16 protein-coding genes are annotated in these 22013 nt (G+C 66.6%); 11 read left to right on the forward strand and 5 right to left on the reverse strand.

The features are described 5' to 3' along the window. Positions 1–3: 3 nt before the first annotated feature. Positions 4–2043, reverse strand: a complete 2040-nt coding sequence (locus CYFUS_RS36315; protein WP_095992445.1) for a YncE family protein — start codon at positions 2041–2043, stop codon at positions 4–6. Positions 2044–2657: 614 nt separating this feature from the next. Between CYFUS_RS36315 and CYFUS_RS36320 the strand changes: the two genes are divergently transcribed. Then, entirely contained in the window at positions 2658–3365 is a 708-nt protein-coding gene (locus CYFUS_RS36320; protein WP_095989380.1) for a Coq4 family protein, read from the forward strand. Positions 3366–3468: 103 nt separating this feature from the next. Here CYFUS_RS36320 and CYFUS_RS36325 read toward each other — a convergent pair whose 3' ends face one another. Continuing rightward, positions 3469–3795 carry a hypothetical protein gene (locus CYFUS_RS36325; RefSeq protein ID WP_095989381.1) on the reverse strand — a complete coding sequence of 109 codons (327 nt, stop codon included), beginning with the start codon at positions 3793–3795 and terminating at the stop codon, positions 3469–3471. A 423-nt stretch (positions 3796–4218) separates the two neighbouring features. On the opposite strand from CYFUS_RS36325, the gene CYFUS_RS36330 reads away from it, so the two are divergent. The 6 genes from CYFUS_RS36330 (at position 4219) to CYFUS_RS36355 (ending at position 11173) form a co-directional block, all read left to right on the forward strand. Further along, the gene (locus CYFUS_RS36330; protein WP_095989382.1) at positions 4219–5550 is read left to right on the forward strand and encodes a phenylacetate--CoA ligase family protein; all 1332 of its coding nucleotides are present in this window, start codon (positions 4219–4221) and stop codon (positions 5548–5550) included. Positions 5551–5578: 28 nt separating this feature from the next. Next, a complete protein-coding gene (locus CYFUS_RS36335) occupies positions 5579–6331 on the forward strand; it encodes an amidohydrolase family protein (protein ID WP_095989383.1) in 753 nt (250 codons plus the stop codon). Between the two features lie 23 nt (positions 6332–6354). Next, on the forward strand, positions 6355–7584 hold the full coding sequence (locus tag CYFUS_RS36340; protein WP_095989384.1) for a phenylacetate--CoA ligase family protein: 1230 nt from the start codon (positions 6355–6357) through the stop codon (positions 7582–7584). 108 nt (positions 7585–7692) lie between these two features. Next, positions 7693–8943, forward strand: coding sequence for a 3-dehydroquinate synthase II (locus CYFUS_RS36345; RefSeq protein WP_095989385.1), 1251 nt, complete (start codon positions 7693–7695; stop codon positions 8941–8943). Positions 8944–8993: 50 nt separating this feature from the next. Beyond that, entirely contained in the window at positions 8994–9857 is an 864-nt protein-coding gene (locus CYFUS_RS36350; protein ID WP_095989386.1) for a class I fructose-bisphosphate aldolase, read from the forward strand. Further along, positions 9854–11173 carry an aspartate kinase gene (locus CYFUS_RS36355; protein ID WP_095989387.1) on the forward strand — a complete coding sequence of 440 codons (1320 nt, stop codon included), beginning with the start codon at positions 9854–9856 and terminating at the stop codon, positions 11171–11173. Before CYFUS_RS36350 ends, CYFUS_RS36355 begins: the two co-directional genes overlap by 4 nt. Before the next feature lie 616 nt (positions 11174–11789). Here the strand turns inward: CYFUS_RS36355 and CYFUS_RS36360 are convergent. Together CYFUS_RS36360 and CYFUS_RS51965 are read right to left on the reverse strand one after the other, a co-directional pair. Further along, complete coding sequence (locus tag CYFUS_RS36360; RefSeq protein WP_232537007.1) at positions 11790–13235, reverse strand: multicopper oxidase family protein; 1446 nt, start codon at positions 13233–13235, stop codon at positions 11790–11792. Between the two features lie 392 nt (positions 13236–13627). Next, on the reverse strand, positions 13628–14305 hold the full coding sequence (locus CYFUS_RS51965) for a cobalamin B12-binding domain-containing protein (protein WP_198316258.1): 678 nt from the start codon (positions 14303–14305) through the stop codon (positions 13628–13630). Between the two features lie 196 nt (positions 14306–14501). On the opposite strand from CYFUS_RS51965, the gene CYFUS_RS36375 reads away from it, so the two are divergent. Then, positions 14502–15965 (forward strand): GAF domain-containing sensor histidine kinase, encoded by a 1464-nt coding sequence (locus CYFUS_RS36375; protein ID WP_198316259.1) that lies wholly within the window; start codon positions 14502–14504, stop codon positions 15963–15965. 22 nt (positions 15966–15987) lie between these two features. Here the strand turns inward: CYFUS_RS36375 and CYFUS_RS36380 are convergent, their stop codons facing one another. Next, complete coding sequence (locus CYFUS_RS36380; RefSeq protein WP_198316260.1) at positions 15988–17064, reverse strand: Kelch repeat-containing protein; 1077 nt, start codon at positions 17062–17064, stop codon at positions 15988–15990. 463 nt (positions 17065–17527) lie between these two features. On the opposite strand from CYFUS_RS36380, the gene CYFUS_RS36385 reads away from it, so the two are divergent. The 3 genes from CYFUS_RS36385 (at position 17528) to CYFUS_RS36395 (ending at position 22001) form a co-directional block, all read left to right on the forward strand. Further along, positions 17528–19036 carry a DUF4214 domain-containing protein gene (locus CYFUS_RS36385; RefSeq protein ID WP_095989391.1) on the forward strand — a complete coding sequence of 503 codons (1509 nt, stop codon included), beginning with the start codon at positions 17528–17530 and terminating at the stop codon, positions 19034–19036. A gap of 314 nt (positions 19037–19350) precedes the next feature. Beyond that, positions 19351–21114, forward strand: a complete 1764-nt coding sequence (locus CYFUS_RS36390; RefSeq protein WP_095989392.1) for a serine/threonine-protein kinase — start codon at positions 19351–19353, stop codon at positions 21112–21114. Between the two features lie 32 nt (positions 21115–21146). Next, positions 21147–22001 (forward strand): tetratricopeptide repeat protein, encoded by an 855-nt coding sequence (locus CYFUS_RS36395; RefSeq protein WP_095989393.1) that lies wholly within the window; start codon positions 21147–21149, stop codon positions 21999–22001. Positions 22002–22013 lie beyond the last annotated feature (12 nt).

Consider the following 22013-nt stretch of genomic DNA (forward strand, 5'->3'; position numbering starts at 1 on the left):
AGGCTAGTTCTTCGCTTGTGGACCACGGGCCTCTTCCTCTCTCTTGGTTTGGTTCTGCGTCATGCCCCCCACCCAGAGGGTGCGATAGGGCAGCTCGCCATACTTCAGCTTCAACTCGGGCACCGCCACGTAGAGGTAGTACGAGCCAGCGCGTGGCAGCGAGGGCTCCACCTCGTACACGCCCTCGCCCACCTCCCGAGCGGTCATCTCCGTGCGCTGCCGCCCCGGAGCGGCGTAGGTGAGGACCTTCACCGCCAACCCGGTGGCGGGCTGATGGGTCGCGGCCTCGCGAAGCATGAAACGCAGCAACGGCTTCTGGCCCACTGAAAACCGCGCTGGAGCGTCCAGATACTCGATCTCCAGCGCGCCCAGCGCCTTCTTCAGAGCGGGGTTGGCCTTGGCCTCCACACGGAAGCAGTGCAGGACCCGCGGAGCATCCACGAGGAAGGCCACGTCATACTGCCCTGCCACCGGTAGCCGCAGCCGAGCCGTATAGACGCCGGGTTCCACTTCCCGCAGGCGCCTGTCCACCACCTGCACCGCCCGGGCGTTGTGCCCGTAGTTCCCAAAACTCCCCATGGGAGCATTCATGCCCTCCATGTAGAAGGACGTGGTGTTGTCAGCGGGACTGGCCACGAAGATGGCCGCCTCGATGGAGGCCTGGGAGATGGAGTCGGCGATGCTCAGGTCCCCCGCGAGCTTGGGGGCGGACTGGCCCGCGGAAAAGCCTTGCACCGTGGGCTGCTTGCCCCTCCCCAGGGTGGAGAGATTGATCATCTCCACCCGCTCCGAGTCCAGCAACCGCACATAGGCGAAGGCCCGGGTGAAGCCGAGCTGGTAGGGCTGCCCGCTCACGGGGATGCCGTGCACGAGCTGGTTCTCCGCCGCATCCACGACGTACACCTCGTGCTCGACGGGATTGACGATCAGGCCCCAACGGCCGTCCTGGGAGAAGCGCATGGGACCCAGGCCCGGCCTCGCGGACAGCCGCGCCACCTCCTCCAGGCGAGCGCCGTCAAAGGCTGTCACCGTCCCCTCCTTCCCATCCGCCACGTAGAGGACGCGGGAGAGCGGTGAGTAGGCCAGGGAGATGGGGAGCGGGCCCGCCTTCAGGTCCTTGACCTTCTCCAGCCGGGCGATGGAGATGACGGAGATGGTGCCCTCGTCCCTGTTGCTGACGAAGGCGTAGCGGTCGTCGCTGGAGAAGACAATCTCATGGTGCCCGCGTCCGGTGGCAATCCTCGCGACGGGCTCCAGCGACTGCATGTCTATCACCGTGACACCGCTCCGAGCCGGTTCACTGGCGTCATTGCCAACCCAGAGGTAGTGCCCATCCGGCTGCAAGGCGACCCGGGTGGGCTCCTGGCCCGCCAGCACCCGGGCCTCGACCCGGAACGCAGTCGTGTCCACCACCGCCACCGCCCCGGCCCTCGGCATGGAGACATAGAGCCTCTTCTGATCCAGGCTCTTGACCCAGTCAGCTCCCGGGCGCTCGAGCACCACCGTGGTGTAGAGGCTCGTCTTGCCCGTCATTCCCACCACCGGATCGATGACGGAGATGCTCGGATCCTTGTTGAGCACCAGCAGGTAGTAGCCGTTGAGGTCGATGAGCGGGCGGATACCGACCAGGCCCTTGAGATAGACACCCACCCGATCCTTGCACTCCCGCTGCGCTTCCGCCTTGTCCGACAGCAGATGGCCCATGTCCATCCACGCCGAGGGCGACAGGCCCCGCAGCGGAAGACCACTGCTCACATCCGTCATGCGCAGCCGAACCTCGGCCTCATCGCCTTCCATCAGCGGCCCCTGGGAGCCATGGGTGTCGTCGGGATGGAGCAGGGAGAACTCCACCACCACCCCATTCTTGACGAGCCGCTGCGGGCCCTGAATGGGCTCGGAGAGGACGACCGGCTCCGTCCGGAGCGGTGCGAACCTGGCCGCGGGGACAATGAATGCCATGAGCACCGCCATGCACAGGACGGCGAGCACGACGATGGCCACCTCGGCCCGGGAGCGCTGGGCCTCTCTGTCTTTCGGAGTCATGGCCATGAGCCTCACTGCACCCGGAGGAGGCCCCGCAAGCCCACGATCGCCACCCTGCGTCTCAAGGCACACCTCCGTCACGTGAAGCCATTCGTGTGCCCAATCAGGGAGACGGGCGTAGGACTGTCTGCATGGCTTGTACCGTATGGCCGAAATCGTCAGTATGGCCCTCGGGTGCAATTGGGAGTGCGGCAGTCAACGTGCGACGGCTCGACTTCCGCGCGCACGAGTTTCTTCCGGTGAACCCCATTCCGCCTGCACGGGAGCTCCGCCCCGTCTCGCCCCGGCACTTCGACGCCGAACAGTGGCGTCCGCGGTGCTCGGCTCGCCGCGGCGATGATGAACGTGTCTATCTTTATAGCCGCCAACGAATCGCCAGACCGATCCTCCGTTCCCCGAGCGTGCCAGCGGAAGAATCACACCGGAGAACAAGAGATTCATCTCCTGGAGGACACGGGCGGACCTCCCCACGCCCCCGCATTGCCGCGATTTGGATGGAGTCCGGCACTTTGGGATGAATCGAACCTGGTTGAGCCCGATGAGTAGGTTCTCCTCGCAACCATCCCCACGCCCAACCATCCCTGGGCGCGCGGAACAGGCAGAGGAGGTCCATCATGGGAAACATCATCAAGACGATCCGCGTCAGCCGTGCCGCCCTGGCCATGATCCGAAACGCCAATGATCCCGACCGGGTCTTCGATTTGATCGAAGCGCTGTACTCATCGTCGGATGCGGCGCAGAAGGCGGTGGCGAGGATGTCCCGAGATCCGGAGATCGCACGCGTGATGCGGGAGCGCCCCCGTCTGGGACGCATCGACCTGGAGGCACTGGGCCGGCTCCCCAGGGGCACACTGGGGCGCACCTTCGTGGACCATCTGCGTGAGAGCGGCCTGGATCCGAACCTGCTGCGCGTACAAGAGGCCCCGGATGCGGCCAGCTACGTGAAGGCCCACCTGTTCGAGACACACGACCTGTGGCACGTGGTGACGGGCTTCCCCACGACCTCCGAGGGGGAAATGGGGCTGCAGGCCTTCTACTTCGCCCAGAGCGGCTCCCGCGTGTCGATGGGTGTCTTCGTGGCGGGCCTGTGCTTCACCTTCCTGAAGAACTTCGAGTTGTGCGAGGTGGCGATGCCGCTGGTGGTAAGGGGATGGCTGCTGGGGCGGCGGGCCAGGCGGCTGTTCGGCACGGACTGGAAGACGCTGCTGGATAGACCGCTGGAGGAGGTACGCGCCACCTTCGGCCTGGAACTCGACAAGGTGGACGCGATCCTCCGCGAGTTCGAGCGAGCCAGGCCCTCCGCGGCGATCATCCCAGCCTGAGGCCACGGCCTCGGCTTCCTCCACCACCCCCCTGACCACTCAGCTCGCACCGACCCGGGACATGGGGGGCGCCCCCTCGTGCCCGCGCGTGCGAGAGCCCTCCTCAGGGCGAGCCGTCCTCGGCCTGGACCTGGTCGCCCTTGCCATGATGCCAGCAGCCGCACGCGGGACCCTTCCCCGCGGCGCCACTGGCTCCATGCGAGCAATGCGGGCACTGACAACCCCTGCCCGCCGCGGCCTGCGCGGAGCCATCCTCCGCCTTGGCGTGAAGCGAGCAGCGGCATCCGCCGAACTCGCCCTGGGCCACTTCCGAGGAGGTGCTGGAGGCAGCGGTGGTGTCCTCTCGAGCCGCCGTCTGGCTGGTGGCGCAACCAGTGAGGATTGACACGGTGGAGGTGGAGAGGACCAACAACAGGGTACGTACGCTCATGTCGTGACTCCTTCGGGTGAGACGCAAGCTGACGAGAGAATGCCAGAAGCGCCAGGCGGATGCGCATCACCCGCCCATCGAATCCCGAGGCAGGGCGTCAGGCAGTGAACTTTGTCAGCGATGAGCGCGGTTCACACGCGTGTCCAATCCCAATCAACTATGAACTCCAACGAGGACGACTGCCCGCCCCGCCCCATGGGGAGCCCTGCCCTGGAGTCGCGCTAGCTTCGTGAATGAATCCAGCCTCCTGGGCCAGGCTAGCGCACTGATCGGCCATGTCTACATTGAGGCCCGTGAACGCCCCCGCTGCCTCCGCTGAATTCTCGAGATGAGAGTGTAAGGCCTGGGCAGGCCTTCGTGGAAGCACGGACAACTCCAAACCGGCCCCCAACCCCCTGGCTTCCAGAAGGAAGGTGTAGAGACATGCGCGCGAGCTTCGAAGAGCGACTGAAGACCCTGCGGAATCCCCCGGTCATCGCGAACTACTTCTCCGGGGAGGGGCAGGCGGACGTCATGCCTCCCGAGAAGCTGGCCAGATACCAGTTCGAGGCACTCAAGGCCGTCGTCCAGCAAGCGTATGACCATTCTCCCTTCTACAGGCAGAAAATGACCCGGGCCGGGATCTCTCCCGACGACCTCCAGCAACTCTCGGATGTCACCCGGCTGCCCTTCCTGACGAAGGACGAGCTGCGCGGACAGCCCTGGCGGCTGCTCACCTGCGACAAGAAGGACGTCGTGCTCATCCAGGTGTCCACCGGGACGACGGGCGGTGAGGAAATCTACATGACGTATACGTGGAATGACTATCTGCTCCACGACCTCGCCCCCCGGTACACGAAGCTGTTTCCGGTCGGACCCGGCGACGTGTGTCTCAATGCCCTCCCGTACGAGATGAGCACCGCGGGGCTCGCCTTCCACAAGACCTTCATGGACGGCCACCAGTCCACGGTCATCCCCGCCGGAAAGGGTGGCGCCTACTCCACGCCCGCCAAGACCATCAAGATGATCCGGGATCTGCGTCCCTCCATCGTCGTCACCAGCCCGTCGTGGTCCATCACCCTGGCCGAGGAAGCGGCCGAGGCCTCCTTCGATCTGAAGAGCCTGGGGCTCAAGAAGATGTGGTTGACCGGCGAAGGATGCTCGCCCGCCTTCCGCCAGCGCGTGGAGAAGCTCTGGGGAACCACGGCCAACTACTTCTATGGCTCGCTCGAGTGCGGGCAGCTCGGAATCGAGTGCGACGCGCATGACGGCTACCACCTGGCCCAGGCCCACGTCCTCATGGAGATCGTGGATCCGAAGACCGGGCGGGTGCTCCCCCCGGGCGAGGTGGGCGAGATCGTCGTGACGGCGCTCTTGCGCTACGACAGCCCGGTCCTCCGCTTCCGCACGGGAGACCTGGGCAGCCTGCGGACCGACACGTGCGCCTGCGGCTCCACGCTCACCCGCTTCCACATGAAGGGCCGCGCGTTCGACCAGCTCCACTTCCGTGGTCAGCCATTCTCACCCTTCTTCGTGGAGGAGCACCTGATGCGCATGCCCGAGGTCGGCAACTGGTTCCAGTTCGTCATGCCGACAACGGACAGCGCGAGCATCAAGATCCGCTGCGAGCTGACTCAAGGCATCAAACCCTCCCCGGAGCTGGCCACCACGCTCGCCAACCGGATGAAGCTCTCGACGGGCCTGTCCTTCGACATCGAGCTCGTCGATCGCCTGCCCCGCCCGACGGCCAAGGCGGTCCGTGTCGTCCGTGAGTGATCCACCCCACCACCGGAGGAATTCATCCATGATCATCGATGCCCATGCACACGTCTCCCCCACCACCTATGGCGCCACCGAGCAGTACCTGGAGGTCCTGAGCCAGAGTGGTATCGACCAGGCCGTCATCTGTCCGGGCGGAATGCTGGATGTGAGGAAGATGAGCGAGTTCGTGTCTGGTCAGAAGAAGCCAGACGCGGTCCCGAAGAACGAGTACGTGGGGAACTGCGTCCAATCCAGTCCCAAGCTGATTGGAATGGCTTGCGTGAACCCGTGTGATCCCCAGGCCGCCGAGAAGCTGGAGCAGTATCTGGAGCAGGGCTTCCGGGGCCTGATGGTGTCGCCGCTCGTCCACAAGTTCTCCTTCTCGGATGACTCGATGGCCGAGCTGGCCGAGCTGTGCGGCGAGTATGGCGTTCCCATCGTCTCCCACAATGGCTGGCGGCCGGGGGCGAACACCGGCGACTACGCCCTGCTGGCCAGGAAGTTCCCCCGCACGAACTTCATCCTGGAGCACATGGGGCAGTTGCCCACCGACGGAGAGGCGACCCTCACGGCCGCCGAGCTGGACAACTTCTTCCTCGAAACGTCGCTCAGCAGCTACCTGCACGTCGTGGAGACGGTGAAGAAGACGGGGGCGAGCAAGGTGATCTTCGGCTCCGAGTTTCCCCTCTCCCACCCCGCCCTGGAGTTGAGGAAGGTCCTCCTGCTTCCCATCACCGATGGAGAGCGCGAGCAGATCCTGGGCGGCAACATCCGCGAACTGCTCCACCTCGATTGACCACCCCGAGGGACTCACGACCCATGGCCACGTCAGAACGCATGGACATCATCAATCAGGTGCTGCGACACGCGCGAGGCGCCCCCTTCTACCGGGCTCGCCTGCCGCATACTCCCCTCCGCTCCTGGGAGGAGTTCCAGCGGCTCCCCTTCACGACCAAGGAGGACCTGCGCCGACAGTCGCCGCACGGCCTCATCTGTGTCCCGCCCGAGAAGCTCCTGCAATACCACGAGTCCTCCGCGACGACGGGCACCCCCGTGTCCACCTGGTTCAGCGGCGAGGATCTCGCGGAGATCCATTCGCGCTTCTCCGAGTGGGGCGTCGGGTTCAAGCCCGGGGATCGGGTGCTCATCCGCTTCCCCTATGCCCTCTCCACCATCGGGCACTTCGTCCATGGGGCCGTCCAGCACAAGGGCGCCTGTGTGATCCCCGCCGACAGCCGGAGCTCCATCACCCCGCTGTCCCGCGTGGTCGAGCTGATGAAGAAGTTGCAGGTCACCGTGCTCGCCACCATCTCCCTGTCGGCGGTGATGATCGCCGAGGCCGCGGAGATGGCGGGGTTCGAACTCCGCCGGGACTTTCCCCACCTGCGCGCCATCTGCTGCGCCGGAGAGCCCCTGACCCAGGCCCGGCGCAAGCTGCTGGAAGAGCTCTGGGGAGTGCCCGTGTATGACAACTATGGGATGACCGAGACGGGTCCCCAGGCCATGGACTGCCAGGAGCAGCAGCTCCATCCCTGGCAGGAGCACTTCTTGATGGAAGTGCTGGACGAGCGGCTCGAGAAAGAGGTGGCACCGGGCGAGACGGGCTACTCGGTCATCACCTCGCTCACCCCGCGGGCCTCGCCCATGATCCGCTACCGCACGGGCGATCGGGTCCAGCGCGTGGAGCGGCCCTGCAAGTGCGGCCAGAATTCGACCCTGATCGTCCGCGGCCGGGTGGAGGACCTGTTGTGGAGCCAGGGCAGGCCGGTCGATCTCTGGGAGTTGGAGGAGATCGTCTCCCAACTGCCCAGCCGGCGCTTCTGGCGGGTGACCTCCGCGTCGGACGGACAACTGCACTTCACGGTGGAGAAGGAGCGGGAGGGGGATTCGCTGCGGCCCGCCCTCCTCTCCCGGCTGGAGGAGCACCACGGCCTGCGCCTGAAGGTCGACCTGGTCCCCAAGGGCACCCTCTATGACCGCCAGGAGCCGATCTCGTTCGGAATGGCGGGCAAGCCCATCTACGTGAGCGCGCCAGAACGCCACCCGTGAGGCAGTGGCCAGCCAAGACGAACCATTCCGTCCGCGTCACTCATCCCGGCCCCTCTCGCGCCGCGGACGGTAGGCATCACGAACATGCCGGGTGGAGAACACACAATCATGGACGTTACCGCGACCAACAGCGTGAACAATGATGTCGTCAACATGCAGAAGCGCGAGCGCATCCGCCTCGAGCGCGTCGAGGGGGACCGCAACCGGGTGGAGGAAACCGGCTCGCTCATCGCCTGGTTCGACACGGCCGGACTGGCCACGCCCGCGGACTGCGAGGGCATGCTCGGACGAATCGTCAATCAGGCCTACACCGGCGTCGTCCTCTACCCGGAGAATGTCACCGCGCTCGCGCCGGCCATCCCGGCGCGCGTGCTCAAGGTGCTGCATACCCCGCGCATCGAGGATCTCGAGCGGCTCAAGACCCTGCCCCAGGGCGGCCAGAGCTTCGTGGTGGCCAGCCCGGACGTCCAGGTGCTGCTGAAGGCCGCCGAGCTGGGGCTCAACACCTGCTACCGCGCCTACGTGGATGACGGGGCCAGCCTCCACGCGTCCATCCAGGAGGGTGTCCACCATGCCTACCTGATGGTCCGCTTCCGGGATCCCACCAACATCCCGCTGGAGCTGGTGATCGCCTCGCTGCAGGCCACGCGCACCGTGCTCATCAAGGAGATCAACACCCCGACGGACGTGGATGACGCCATCGTCACCCTGGGCGTCATGGAGGTGGGCGCGGACGGCGTCATGTTCTCGCCGCGCAGCCACGCGGCGCTGAGCGAGTTCGTCTCGCGGCTCGGCCGGTTGGATCGCGCGGCGACGAAGGTGGAGGTGGCCAGCGTGGTGCGCAGCGTGCCCATCGGCATGGGCTACCGCAGCTGCATCGACACCACGACGCTCTTCTCCCCGACGGAGGGCATGCTGGTGGGCTCCACCTCGCAGGGCGGAATCCTGTGCTGCCCCGAGGTCTTCTTCCTGCCCTACATGGAGCTGCGCCCCTTCCGGGTGAACGCCGGCGCCGTGCACAGCTACGTCTACAACTACAACAACCGCACGGACTACATGAGCGAGCTGCGCGCGGGCGCGTCCATCATGCTGGTGGACCACAACGGCAAAACGCGCCGCTCCAGCGTCGGCCGGATGAAGACGGAGGTGCGGCCCCTGCGCCTCATCGAGGTCGAGTTCGCCAGCGGCGAGCGCATCAACGCCATCATGCAGGACGACTGGCACGTGCGGATCTTCTCCGACGAGGCCAAGCCGCTGAACATCACCGCCCTCAAGCCCGGTGACAAGGTGCTCGGCCACCTGGCCCAGCCCGGCCGGCACGTGGGCATCAAGGTCGACGAGCACATCATCGAGACCTGAGCCCCATCCCAATCGGAGTACTTCATTTCAAGCAGGAGGAGACTGACATCATGAATGGAACAGCCAAGCGCATCCGCTGGTCACATTTCGTGGACCGGCGGAGCGGACGGGGAATCATCGTCCCCATGGATCATGGGCTGACGATTGGACCGGTGGAAGGCCTGGCCAGCGTGGAGCAGCTCTCGCGCTGGATCGGTCATCCGGGCATCACGGGGATCATCGCCCACAAGGGCATGGTGGAGCGGCTCGGGAGCCATGGTCTGTTGAAGGGCATCGGCGTCATGATCCACCTCAATGGCATGATGTCGCTGGCCTCGACACCGGACCGCAAGGAGCGGCTGACCTCGGTGGAGGCGGCGCTCCGCCTCGGGGCGGACGCGGTCTCCCTGCAGCTCAACTTCGATGGAAAGAACGACGCCCACAACCTGGCCCAGCTCGGGTCGGTGGTGGACGAGGCCCAGCAGTACGGCCTGCCCGTGCTCACCATGCTCTACGACAAGGTCCCCTGCGACGCGCAGGAGCAGCGCGTGAACAGGCTCAAGCACCTGATGCGCGCGTGCGTGGAGCTGGGCACGGACGCGCTCAAGCTGGCCGCGCCGGATGATCTCGCGCTGATGCCCACGCTGCTCGAGGGCATCCGGGAGCACACCGCCGTGTTCTTCGCGGGGGGAGCGATGCGCTCGGAGGCGGAGATCCTCATGATGGCCGAGGAGGTGGTGCGCTGCGGCGCCACCGGGCTGTGTGTGGGACGCAACATCTTCCAGCGGGAGTCCGCCCGCGCCACGCTCAGCCAGCTGCAGGAGGTGGTCCTGGGCAACCATGCCGTGGTGCCGGAGTCCGGTGGCACCTGGAGCCTGCCCGACCGCGCTCCCCAGGTGCGCTGGTCCCCCGTGGTGGAAGAGGTCGTGAAATGAAGCCCACGGTCATAAGCCCCCTCCCTCCGGGGGGGCGGGCGTACCAGAACCACCGGCGACCCCTCGTCGTGAAGAAGTTCGGGGGAACGTCGGTGGCGGGTATCGAGCGCATCCGCAACATCGCCCGCATGGCGCTGGCCAGCCAGCAGGCGGGCAACGACGTGGTGGTGGTGGTCAGTGCCATGGCCGGCGAGACGGATCGGCTGTTGAAGCTGGCCCACCAGGTGCTTCCCCTGCCGGACTCGCGGGAGATGGATGTGCTCGCCTCGACGGGGGAGCAGGTGTCGGTGGCGCTGACGGCGCTGGCCATCCAGGCGGAAGGCGGACAGGCCTTCTCCCTGTTGGGGCACCAGCTGCCAGTGCTCACGGACAGCGCCTTCTCCCGAGCCCGCATCCAGCGGGTGGAGCAGGGCCCCATCCGCCGGGCCCTCGCCCAGGGGAAGATCGTCGTGGTCGCGGGCTTCCAGGGGGTGGATCCCGACAACAACATCACCACCCTGGGGCGCGGTGGCTCGGACACCACCGCGGTGGCGGTGGCGGCCGCGCTGAAGGCGGACGTCTGTGAAATCTACACGGACGTGGACGGTGTCTACACGGCCGATCCCCGTGTCTGTCCTTCCGGGCGAAAGCTGAACACCATTGCGTATGAAGAGATGCTCGAGTTGGCGTCCCTGGGGGCCAAGGTGCTCCAGGTGCGCAGCGTGGAGATCGCCATGAAATACGAGGTACCCGTGCACGTACGCAGCACGTTCTCGGAAGAGGAAGGGACCCGGATCGTCGCCCGGGAGCAGGTGCTCGAGGCCCGGCAACTGACCGGACTGGCGTGCGAGCGCGGGCAGGCCCGGGTGGAGCTGCTCGGGGTGGAGTGCAGCCCGCATCAGGTGTTGGAGGTCACGGACCTGCTGGCCGACTTGAACGTGAGCGTGGACATGCTCTGCCATACCCGCTGCGGCCTGGAGCGTTCCCGGACGGACATCTCCTTCACCCTGCCGGAGGGAGAGTTGCTCCGCATGCAGCCCCACCTGGAGCAGCTCTCCGAACGGCTCGGCGCCCGTGAGCTGCGGGTGTCGTCGAACCTGGCCAAGGTGTCGCTGGTGGGCATCGGCCTGCGCTCGGATCCGGGAATCGCCGCCCGCCTGTGCCGCGTCCTGAACCAGCAGGGCATCGCCGTGTCGGGCCTGGTGGTGAATGAGCTGCGGGTGAGCTGCCTGCTGGGGTCGGGACACGCGGACGACGCCATCCGCCTGCTGCACGAAGCCTTCGAGCTCGCCGACGAGACCTCCACCGAAGCGCTCACCGCCAGCGCCCCGGCCTGAGCGGCGCAGCGCGTGAAGTCCATGAGCCGGGCTGCCCGAGCCCCGATTCCAGGGCAGCCCGGTTCTGTTTCCAGGATGTGGCGGTGCAGTGCGGCACGGACTTCCCGATGGAGCGCGCCTCGAGCGGGTGCGCGGCCGGGAGGACGGGCCTGACCCCCAAAGCAGATGGCGGGCCCTCGTGGCCGGACTGAACGTGAGCGTGGACATGCCCTGCCATGCCCGATGAGGGCGGGCGCGCGCCCCGGACGGACAGCTCCTTCATCTCGAGTGGTTCCCGAACAAGCCAGGCGCCCGTGGACCGCGGAAGCCAGCGAAGCTGGCCAGAGTCACCGCTGGTGGGTGGTGGCCCGCGCTCCGGCCATCCGCCGCCCGCCCATGCCGCGGCCCGAAGCCGCTGCGCAGCTCCGTGCCGGGCAGGTTCCGTCAGAGGGAAGGCGGTTGCGCGGAGCGAGGGCGTTCATCACCCCAGACAGGACCTACCTCGGGTCACTCGCCTGGCGGGACATCCTCCGGGCCTCACACCTCCAGCGCCCCGGCCTGAGCGGCGGACGCATGGAGAAGGGGGCCGGGCACCGGGCTGCCCGAGTCAAACGCTCAGGGCAGCCCGGTGCCGGAGTCAGTGGGGGTGCTCGCTACTGCTCATCGAACCGGGCGGGACGATTTCCTCCACCTCCATCATTCCCAGATCCTCATGGTCCAGGATGTGGCAGTGCAGCACGAACTTCCCGATGTATCGCCTGTAGCGGGTGCGCAGCCGGAAGGCCTCGCCCGGCCGCATGAAGAGGGTATCCTTCCAGACGTCCTTTCCATTGCCCAGCATCACCAGGAAGGGATTGACGTGGATGTGGAAGGGATGGCCCAGTGCCTGTGAGGCGGAGAGGTGCCACTCCTCCACCGACTCCAACTGGAGCCGGCGCGGCGGTTCGTTCGGGTCGTAGGGCCGGCCGTTGATCATGAACATGGGCGGGACGACGCTGAAATCCACATCGAAGTGCGCCTCCTGGGTGCCAGTGACTTCCTCGTCCTTGATGGGCGAGAAGGGCACCAGCCTGGCCAGATCGGCCGCGCTGGGCAGCGGCATCATGCCGCCGCTCCTGCCCTCCACCACGACGCGAGCCAGGACCTTGCGCGACTCCTCCTGGCCATGCAGCGAGTCCTTGACAGCGCTCGCCTCATCCACCAGCAGGTAGGTCTCCTGCACGGCACCGGCCCTCACCATCACGTCCACCCGGTAGCCGGGAAACATCTCCGTTTCCTGGACCGCGTCGAGGCGGCCGGTGGTGATGCCGTCGTGGGCGATCTGGTACTGCGTCATCACGGCCCGCGGATCGCTCTCGCGCTCGAGTCGGAGCCGGAGAGCCTCCATGGTGCCCGTGTGGATGAACCTCCAGCGCTGCGCCTCGCCCGGCCTCAGCTTGATGGTGGGCATGAGCTCCCCGTTGATGAGGGTGCGCAGGCCGGACCGCTCCCAGGCTCCCGGCATGAACGGGTCGTAGTTCTCCACCATGTTGATCTGCTTGCCCGGCGCTTCGGGATCCTCCCTCAGGACATAGGGGATCTGCTCGAACACGAAGAGCCGCTCCCGGGCATTCCTGATGGCGGGAAGCTCGTCGATGTCGCCGCGGACGATGATGGCGCCGACCATGCCACTGGAGACCTGCAAGGCCACCGAGCCGTGCTTGTGGGCATGGTACCAGTAGGTCCCGGCGGGGTGGTCCTCGGGAATCTTGATTTCATACTCGAAACGCTTCTGGGGACCGATGGCCAACAGCACGTTGTCCGAGTTTCCCACGGGAGACACGTGCAGCCCGTGGGTGTGGATGTTGGTGGTGTTGAAGCCGTGCGGAATGTTGGGGGTGGGATGGAGCAGCCCCGCCTCCACCGGGGGAGGTTCCGGCGGAAGCTGGTTGTCCAGGAGGATGCTCAAGGTGGTTCCGGCCCGCACCTCGATGGTCGGTCCGACGAGCCCTCCATTGTAGGAGCGCAACTTCACGTCATCCCATTGCGTGCACTCGCCCTGCTCCATGGTCCGGCAGATACGATTGGTGGCGTACTTGACCACGAGGTCCTGGGAAACCTTCTGTTGTTCGTACGGCCGTGGCCATGGCGTGGGCCATGGTTGTTGAGGAAGGGTGATCGCCGCGGCGCCCGCCATCAACCCAATACCCAGCAGCGAAAGGCTGCTCTTTCTGAGAGACAAGAGTCCCAAGTTCAGACCTGCGCTTTCTCCCTGATCTCAATCAGATAGGGGAAGGCGAGAGTAGGACCGTCTCTAATTCCGGACAGGCCAGAATCGCTAAAGTTTCCTCCATCAAACTGCCACGACGTGAGGGAGCGGAAACTCCACCCTCCAACGCCCTGGACTTGATAATTGATTACCCTGCCGTCCGAGACGAAACGAGCCCGGGCTGCCACTTCCCCGACGCGGACCAGGAGCGGTGGCCCCCACGTGACTCAATGGAGCCGTCGCGCTACCGCGCGCAGCACGGCGGATTCCAGCTCGGCCGGGGTGGGGCCCGAACTCTGCACACCCAATTCCGCTGCCAGCCCAGGGAGCGCATTGATGGCGAGGCCACCCACGAGGATGGGCAGAGCGGGGTCCAGCCGCTCGCGAACCTCCGCGACGGCCCTGCGAAGGGCGGGAATGTTGAAAAGCATCGTCACCGACAAAGCCAGCACGTCTGGCAGCTCTCGCTCGAGGAGCCCCACCAGGCTGTGCGTGGGAAGGTTGGCTCCGAGGTACATCACGGTGAAGCCCGCCAGTTCCAGGAAGTCGGACAACAGGCGGGTGGGCATCTCGTGCATCTCCCCCTCGACGCAGGCCACCGCCACGCTCACTCCTCGGGAGGGCGAGGGCTGGGCACGAGAGAAGAGGTGGGCGAGCGCCACCTGGGAGACGGCGGTGGCCCGGTGCTCCTGGGCAATGCCGATCTCCCCCTGCTGCCAGAGCCGGCCCAGCTCTCGCTGAGCCGCCTGGATCACCTGACACTGGAGTTCCGTGACGGAAACACCCTGCGCCAAGGCCTCATCCAGGAGGCGCAGGGTGCCCCGCAGGTCCCCCGCCATCTGCTCGGCGAGATAGGACCCGAGCAGGCGAAGGAAGCGAAGCTCCGCTGGCTGGCTTTGTTCCATGATTCCCTGGCACGCGCCTCCTGAGAACCAAACATAGTCACGAGGATTGTCTTCGCGGGGTGGAGGAGGCCCTGGCGCCGCCCTGCCCGCCCCTGCCCCTTGCGTGCCCTGGGATTGGAAAGACTTTCCACCCACTCCATCTTGAGGGAGACCAGAGTCGCTCTGGTCGGGAGTTCTCATGGGGGAGGGACAGGACATGCGCCGGCTCCCCTGGGAGACCGCTGGAAAGGTGATTTTCTCGGGGCTCGTCCTCCTGGGAGCCCTTGCCCTGGTGAATGTCGTGACCTCCCCCAGGCAGTCGGAGGGATGGAGCTTCCCGTGGGTGGCGGTGTTGGTGGCGCTGGCACTGGGCGTGGGGGTCCTGCTCGGCTCCCGACAACCAGAGGAGTCCTTGCCCTCCGAGGTGGAGAGGCGCGAGTGGGAGGGCCGATTCCTGAGCGAGGTAGGCGCGCGCCTCGCCTCGACGCTGGACCATGAGCAGACGCTCACGAACGTCGCCACGCTGGCCGTGGGTTCCCTGGCGGACTGCTGCCTCCTCTCCCTGGAGGCCGAGGACTGGAGACCGCGGCGGCTGAAGGCCGTGCATCTCGATGCGGACAAGGCTCCACTCGTCGAGGCCATGGAGCGCACGGCGCTCGATCGGCGGGGCCCGCCCTTGCTCTCGTTCCCGCTGGAGCCGCGGCGGCCCTGGGTGCTGTCGGATGTGTCCTCCGCGAGCCTCGAGTCCCTCGCCCGAAGCGAGGAGCACCTCCGGCTCCTGCTCGAGCTGAACCCGCGCTCGCTCATGGGCCTGCCACTGCTGGTTCACGGACACTTCCTGGGCACGCTCGTGCTCGTCTCCTGTGCTCCCCGCCACGCGTATGAAGAGGCAGACCTGCGGCTGGGAGAGGAGCTGGCGCGCCGGGCCGCGCTCGCGATCCAGAGCGCCCGGCTCTACCGGACCGCCCGGGAAGCCACCCAGGCGCGTGACGACGTCCTGGCCGTGGTGGCGCACGACCTGCGCAATCCGCTCAACGCCATCTCCATCAGTGCCCAGACGTTGTTGAGACAGCGGACCATCGCCAACGACCCACAGCTCCAGGCTCCCTTGCGCATCATCCGCAGCTCCGTGGAGCGCATGAACCGGTTGATTCAGGATCTCCTGAACGTGAGCCGCATGGAGGCGGGCAAGCTGGCCGTGGAGACCTATCCGGAGCCCGCGGAGTCACTCCTCCAGGAAGCGCTCGAGGAGGCGCGCCCGCTGGCCTCGCGGCTCCAACTGAGCACCGACATCGCCGAGGTGCTGCCCGCGGTGCGCGTGGATCGGGAACGAATCCTCCAGGTCTTCTCCAACCTGCTGGGCAATGCCCTGAAGTTCACCCCGCCCGGGGGCCGGGTGACGCTCGGCGCCCGGGCGGAGGGAGCGGTGGTGCGCTTCTGGGTGAGTGATACCGGCCCGGGAATTCCCCCCGAGGCCCGTGAGCACCTCTTCGACCGCTTCTGGCAGATGCGGCACGGAGATCGACGGGGGGCCGGGCTCGGGCTGTCCATCGCCAAGGGGCTCGTCGAGGCGCACGGAGGGCGCATCTGGGTGGAGAGCGAGCCTGGCCACGGAAGTACCTTCTCCTTCGTCGTGCCCGTGGCGCACGAGGCCCCTCCCCTCACTCACTCGGGACCGTGAGCCACGGGCAGCCAGCCCTGGCTCACTCCTGGACCACGGGAGCCTCCGTCACATACAGCTCGGCGGAAGACTGATCGTGATTGCCGGCACCGCCCACGACGAGCAGGGAGCCCTCGGGCAGCAACGTGGCCGTGTGCTGGAAGCGATCCACGTTCATGCTGGCCGTGGAGCTCCAGGTCCCCGTGGCCGGGTCATACAACTCCGCGGAGAAGTGGATGCCGCCGTTGTCATGGTAGCCACCCGTCACGAGCACCCGGCCATCGGGCAGCAGCGTCGCCGTGTGATAGCGCCGTGCCGCGTTCATGCCGGCCGTGGACGACCACGTCTGGGTATTCGGGTCGTACAGCTCCGCCGAGACATTGCGCCCATCCGGATCACCTCCGGCCACGAGCACCTGGCCCGTGGCCAGCAGCGTCGCGGAGTGATAGGTGCGAGGCGCCCTCATGCTGGTCGTGGACGACCATGTCCCGGTGCTCGGGTCATACAGTTCCGCCGCGTTCCTCCGGCTTCCCTTGTCATCCCCACCCACCACCAACACCCGCCCATCGGGCAGCAACGTCGCCGTGTGATGGGTGCGCGCCGTGCCCAGGCTTCCCGTGGCCGTCCAGGTGCTGGTGCCCGGATCGTACAGCTCCGCCGAGCTCAGCGCGCGCCCGCCGAATTCCTTGTCGGTGCCCCCCACCACGAGCAACCGGCCATCGGGCATCAGCGTCGCCGTGTGGCCGAAGCGCGTCGTGAGCATGTTGCCCGCGGGGCTCCACGAGACCGTGATTTCGTCGTACAGTTCCGCGTTGACCCCCGTGCGAGGGTGCCGTCCGCCGCCCGCCACGAGCACCCGGCCATCGGGCATCAACGTCGCCGTGTGCGAGCGGTGGGTGGTGAGCATGTTGGCCGACCGCCACCACTCTCCATTTCTCGGCTCGTATGCCTCCGTGGTGGTATTGAAGCCGCCCGCCACGAGCACCTGGCCCGAGGGCAGCAGGGTGGCGGTGTGATACAGGCGCGGCAACTGCATGCTCCCGGTGACCGCCCAGGACGGCGCACCAGGCGTCTCACCGTCACGCAAGGCCGAACCAGACGTCGCCGGCCCTCGAGTCATGTCTCGTCTGTCTTCAGCCCCGCCCGATTCCGGAGCCCCACACCCACCCAGAGCCGCGAACAAGGCGAGCACGGCACCACGACACATGGTTTTCTTCATGAGCATGTCTGACGACTCCCGCTGGCAGTGGCCCCGAGTCATTGCTCTCATGTATTACTCAGAAGGCAGACCCGAGGTGCTGCGAAAGCTAGGCAGCGCGGAACAGGGGCTCAATTGCTGGCCCTCCGGCTGTTGAGCCGTGCGCGCTCACGCAGTCGGAAATGTCTGGTTCATCCTGGTTGACGTGTCTCCAGGGGCCAATGGGGTGGCGATTGCAGCAGCAGGGTGAAGGAGAAGGTACTGCCCACACCCACCGGCCGGACCGAACGCGCGGCGCGCCACGGGAAGTATGGACAAAAACAAAATTGATGTAAAATAAGAAACATGAGAAAGAGCTGGTGAAACCGCTATTCCAGGGAGAACCATGAATCGATTCAAGCTGCTTTCAGCACTGGGCCTGCTGGTCCTCGCGTGGTCTTCAACGGCCCAAGCACTGACCTATGGAGTGAATCTTCATCCAGCGCACGTCCGCACGGTGGATCAGGCCAGACAAACGGCGCTGGTGTTGAGCCAGAGGAACATCCGCTCCGTCCGGTTGGACATCTCCCCCCAGTCGGACATCAACTGGCTCACCCAGGTCGTGACGGCATTCAAGGAGCGCAACATCCAGCTGGAAGCCATGCTGTACGATCCGAAGAACAACAGCTACACCTGTGGAACCCAGGCCACGGAACAGCAGGCCTATGATGCCACCTGGAACATCGTCAATCAGATGAAGCATCTGATCCGGGACTGGGAGATCCAGAACGAGCGGCAACTGCGGATCGCGCCTGGCTCGTCCGCCATGGATGCGTCACCGTACAACAACGACTGTGGCCTGCGTGAAGCCGCCGTCAACCGTGGGATGTCCCGAGCCATCAGGGACGTCCGGGCCAGCTCCGGAGTTCCCTTGCGGATCATCCTGGGGTTCATCGGCCGTGGCTATGGCTTCATCGACTTCATGGTCTCGCAAGGCGTGGAGTTCGATGTCCTGGGTTATCACATCTATCCCTGGGCGGAGCAGACGAGCCTCGACACGGACCCCTGGTTCGGTACTGGTGGGCTCTTCGCCAACATGGTCCGCTTCAACAAGCCCGTCAGGATCAATGAGTTCAATTGCGCGGAAGTCTACGCGGGAGACCCCAACACGCCTTATGGCGGCAGGACCCCGTACGAGAACCTCCCCGGCAAGCCGATGACCGAGGCCTGCTTCCGGGGCATCACGAAGCACCTGAACATCATCTTGTCCCAGACGAAGGTCAACATCGAGTCGGTCTCCTTCTACGAGCTGCTGGATCAGCCGGAGCTCAATTCGATGTCCGAGAGCCGCTTCGGATTGATGTATGACCTCAACACGCCCAAGGTCCACCTCTTCCTGGCATCTGCTTTCGCTGGAGGAAGCCTCAGCGCGGCGGAGAGGACCACGATCACCAGCCGCGGGCTGCTGACCGATGCGCAGATCAACGCGAACCAGGCCGCGGCGGGTGGACAGCCACCTCCCGTGGTCGCCAACGCGATGACCCATGCGGACTACGTGAAGTACCTCTACGAGATCCTCCTGGGGCGCGTGGGCGATGCGACGGGGTTGACCACCTGGACCAACGCCCTCACCAATGGCTCCATGACCCGCATTCAAGTGCAGGTCGCCTTCCTCGACTCCAACGAGTACCGCACCAACAGGCTCGCCACGGGGAACTACACCCCCGCCTCGACGCTGAACGCGATGTCCAACACCTACTTCGTCACCTATGCATACGCGGTCTTGTTGGGCAGGGATCCCGATGCCTCCGGGCTCGCCGCTTACGTGAATGCACTGCAAACGGGAACGACACGAAGCGACGTGGTGAAGGCCCTCATCTCCAGCAACGAGTACAAGACGCGGCACGGGCGCTAGGCCCTCGCTGTCGCGGCTTCGCACCAGCCCGCCGGCCCGCCACCTGGCCGCCTGCCCCCGCCCGCCGCACTCCAGGTGTCTGGCAAAGACTCTCAGCACGGGTCCACCCCACGGAGGCACCACGCGCGGGCTGCTCCCACCACTCGGTGAGTGAAAAGGGTTGGCGTCCTGGCGCAAGTGGGAAGGGTCCCCGCCTCGGAGGAGGCGGAGTGGACGTGGGGGACCACGTTGCGCGACGATCTCCTCCCCTTCACGGTCCCGTCCCCACGGACGGATCTTCCGCACGACAGCCATTGCCCAGGAGGTGCGGCCGTATGAGCAATTCCGACGATGAGATGGTGATGCGCGACGAGCGCCAGCTACCGCCGCCTTCCCTGGACGAATCCGAGAGGGTGTGGGAGGCCACCGTCGTCAGGGACGTCGTGGTGGGCCAGCGGATCGGCGAGTACGAGGTGCGCCGGCGCATTGGCAGCGGAGGAATGGGCGTCGTCTACGAGGGCGAGCACCCCATCATCGGCCGCAAGGTCGCCATCAAGCTCATCCGCCCCGACTCCTCCGAGGGCGTCCGCTCGCGAGACCTGATCGCGGAGGCGCGCGCCACCAGCGCCATCCGCCACCGCGGCATCATCGACATCTTCGGCTTCGGCACGCTCCCGGGACTCGGCCAGTACCTCATCATGGAGTACCTCACCGGGCGTCCGTTCGACGAGGTCCTCCATGACCGGGGCGCGCTGCCGCCCGCCGAGGCCATCCAGCTCATCCTCGAGGTGCTCGGCGCGCTGTCGGCCGCGCACGGCGTGGGCGTCATCCACCGAGACCTCAAGCCGGGCAACCTCTTCGTGGTGCAGGAGTCCAACGGCACCGAGTACATGAAGGTGCTCGACTTCGGCCTGGCCAAGCAGGCCGCGGCGCCCCACTCCGCCACGCCCCAGACCCGCGCGAGCATGATCGTGGGCACGCCGGACTACATGGCGCCAGAGCAGGCGTGTGGGCAGGAGGTGAGCCCGCGCACGGACCTGTACGCGGTGGGCATCATCCTGTTCGAGATGCTCACGGGACGGCTGCCCTTCCAGGCGGCGACGCCCATGCAGGTGGCCATCCACCAGGTGCAGACGCCGCCACCCGCGCCGTCGTCCCTCGTGGAAGGACTGCCGCCCGAGCTCGACATGCTCGTCCTGCGCCTGCTGGCGAAGAAGCCCGAGCAGCGACCGGCCTCGGCGGATGAGGTGGCGCGCGAGCTGAAGTTCATCTCCCGGACGCTCGCCACGGAGTCGACCCGGGTGACCACCCCTCCCCGAAGCGCGCCGGAGCCCCTCCCGGCTCCTCGGGCCCAGGTCCGGCAAGGGGCCGCCCGGGCGGCGGCTCCGCGCTCTCCGAGCAGCAGGCGCTCGGGGCGCGTCTCCTCCGTCGCGGAGACACGGGCCGCACCGAGGACCCTGTCCGGGTCGCGTCCGGCGGTCCCCGAGCCCTTGCCCACCGCGACCCGGCGAACCACTCCGCCTCGTGACACGCGGGCCGTCATGACCGATCGGCTCGAGCGCGCGCCGAGCCCCGGCTCGCACACGGTGCGACGGGTGGCGGTAGGCGTCATCATGCTCTTCGTGGGCCTGGGAGCGACCCTGTTCCTCCACACGCCGAAGGCCCCGGAGCCCACCAGTTCCAAACAGACGAGCCCTGTTCGCCCACCCGCCCCCAAGCCCCTGGCCGCGCCGTCCACCCAGCTCGCGACAGCACCCACCGCGGTGTCCATCCTCGGAGGGGGAGAGGTGCCCTCCCCGGTCCCGCCGAAGACCAGCCCCGACTCCTCCCGGATGGTCCGGAGCACCCCGACCGCCGAGAAGAACCACACTCCTTCCGGGGAGGGAACCCTGACCCTGGTCAGTGAGTGCTGGGCCGAGGTGTACGTGGATGGCAGCTACATGGGGAAGATGCCCCCGCTGCACGACATGCTCCTGACCGTCGGCACGCATGCGCTCGAGCTGCGCGACAATGCCGCCATCCAGAAGCGACGCCAGGAGTTCAATATTCGCCCGGGGAAGCAGACCCTCCTCGAGGTCACCTGTCAGCTCGAGGACTAGAGCCCTCCCTCCGTCAGGAGCCGTGTCTTTCCATGTCCCCGCGTGCCTTTGTCCTGATGGTCCTCCTCGCCCCGCTGGCCGCGTGGTCGCAGCCGCGCGGCGTCGATTTCTACAAGCGTGGCCAGTACGAAAAAGCGATCGACAAGCTTCAGCAGGAAGCGGACGACCCGAGCTCCTCCTCGAAGGAGCAGGCGCTCGCGCGTGCCTACCTCGCCGCATCGATGCATGCGCTCGGCATGAAGGACGAGGCCCGCGCGCAGCTCGAGGAGCTCGCGCGGCGCCACCCCGAGCAGCGGGTGGACACCAGGCGCTTTCCTCCTGACTTCGTGGCGTTGGCGGACCTGGCTCGGGAGGACGTGGAGGCCGAGCGGCTCCGGGCGGAAGCCGAGGCCCGGGCAGCCGAGCAGCAACGGAGCACGGTGGTAGCCGAGCCGTCGCGACCCGACGAGGCAAGGCACGAGGACGAGCATCAGGCCATACGGTCCGGGCCGGACACCTCCTTCCGGCTGCGCCCGGAGGTCTTCGGCTACGTCGACATGCTGGGCCAGGGCGCCCGGGGGTTTGGAGTGGGGGTCAACCTGGGCTACGGAGGACTGGACTCCAGCGCGCGACTGCTTCCGGGACCCGCTGGCCGGTGGGGAATGGGACTGGAGCTGGGCTACCTCCTGGGTCGCGGCCTCATCCAGCCGCGCATCGCCCTGCGCGGTACGCTGGTGACGGGCGTGGGCGCCGGCGGGGGTGGCACCGTGGGGGTGCGGGTGACCCCCTTGTCCCGGCTGACCTTCCTGGTGGACGTGGGCGTCGAGAAGCTCGCGGTGAGCGCGCCAGAGCGCTTCCGCAGTGTGCTCCTGACGGCCTCGGCTGGGGCGGGCGTCCCCCTGCTCTAGCCGGCGACTGGG

Source organism: Cystobacter fuscus (genome assembly GCF_002305875.1).
Taxonomy (GTDB): domain Bacteria; phylum Myxococcota; class Myxococcia; order Myxococcales; family Myxococcaceae; genus Cystobacter; species Cystobacter fuscus_A.

What these genes read in the sequence shown, in the direction of transcription:
- CYFUS_RS36315 (WP_095992445.1), bottom strand. Translation starts at nt 2,043, where the DNA reads ATGACTCCGAAAGACAGAGAGGCCCAGCGCTCCCGGGCCGAGGTGGCC.
- CYFUS_RS36320 (WP_095989380.1), top strand. Translation starts at nt 2,658, where the DNA reads ATGGGAAACATCATCAAGACGATCCGCGTCAGCCGTGCCGCCCTGGCC.
- CYFUS_RS36325 (WP_095989381.1), bottom strand. Translation starts at nt 3,795, where the DNA reads ATGAGCGTACGTACCCTGTTGTTGGTCCTCTCCACCTCCACCGTGTCA.
- CYFUS_RS36330 (WP_095989382.1), top strand. Translation starts at nt 4,219, where the DNA reads ATGCGCGCGAGCTTCGAAGAGCGACTGAAGACCCTGCGGAATCCCCCG.
- CYFUS_RS36335 (WP_095989383.1), top strand. Translation starts at nt 5,579, where the DNA reads ATGATCATCGATGCCCATGCACACGTCTCCCCCACCACCTATGGCGCC.
- CYFUS_RS36340 (WP_095989384.1), top strand. Translation starts at nt 6,355, where the DNA reads ATGGCCACGTCAGAACGCATGGACATCATCAATCAGGTGCTGCGACAC.
- CYFUS_RS36345 (WP_095989385.1), top strand. Translation starts at nt 7,693, where the DNA reads ATGGACGTTACCGCGACCAACAGCGTGAACAATGATGTCGTCAACATG.
- CYFUS_RS36350 (WP_095989386.1), top strand. Translation starts at nt 8,994, where the DNA reads ATGAATGGAACAGCCAAGCGCATCCGCTGGTCACATTTCGTGGACCGG.
- CYFUS_RS36355 (WP_095989387.1), top strand. Translation starts at nt 9,854, where the DNA reads ATGAAGCCCACGGTCATAAGCCCCCTCCCTCCGGGGGGGCGGGCGTAC.
- CYFUS_RS51965 (WP_198316258.1), bottom strand. Translation starts at nt 14,305, where the DNA reads ATGGAACAAAGCCAGCCAGCGGAGCTTCGCTTCCTTCGCCTGCTCGGG.
- CYFUS_RS36375 (WP_198316259.1), top strand. Translation starts at nt 14,502, where the DNA reads ATGCGCCGGCTCCCCTGGGAGACCGCTGGAAAGGTGATTTTCTCGGGG.
- CYFUS_RS36380 (WP_198316260.1), bottom strand. Translation starts at nt 17,064, where the DNA reads ATGACTCGAGGGCCGGCGACGTCTGGTTCGGCCTTGCGTGACGGTGAG.
- CYFUS_RS36385 (WP_095989391.1), top strand. Translation starts at nt 17,528, where the DNA reads ATGAATCGATTCAAGCTGCTTTCAGCACTGGGCCTGCTGGTCCTCGCG.
- CYFUS_RS36390 (WP_095989392.1), top strand. Translation starts at nt 19,351, where the DNA reads ATGAGCAATTCCGACGATGAGATGGTGATGCGCGACGAGCGCCAGCTA.
- CYFUS_RS36395 (WP_095989393.1), top strand. Translation starts at nt 21,147, where the DNA reads ATGTCCCCGCGTGCCTTTGTCCTGATGGTCCTCCTCGCCCCGCTGGCC.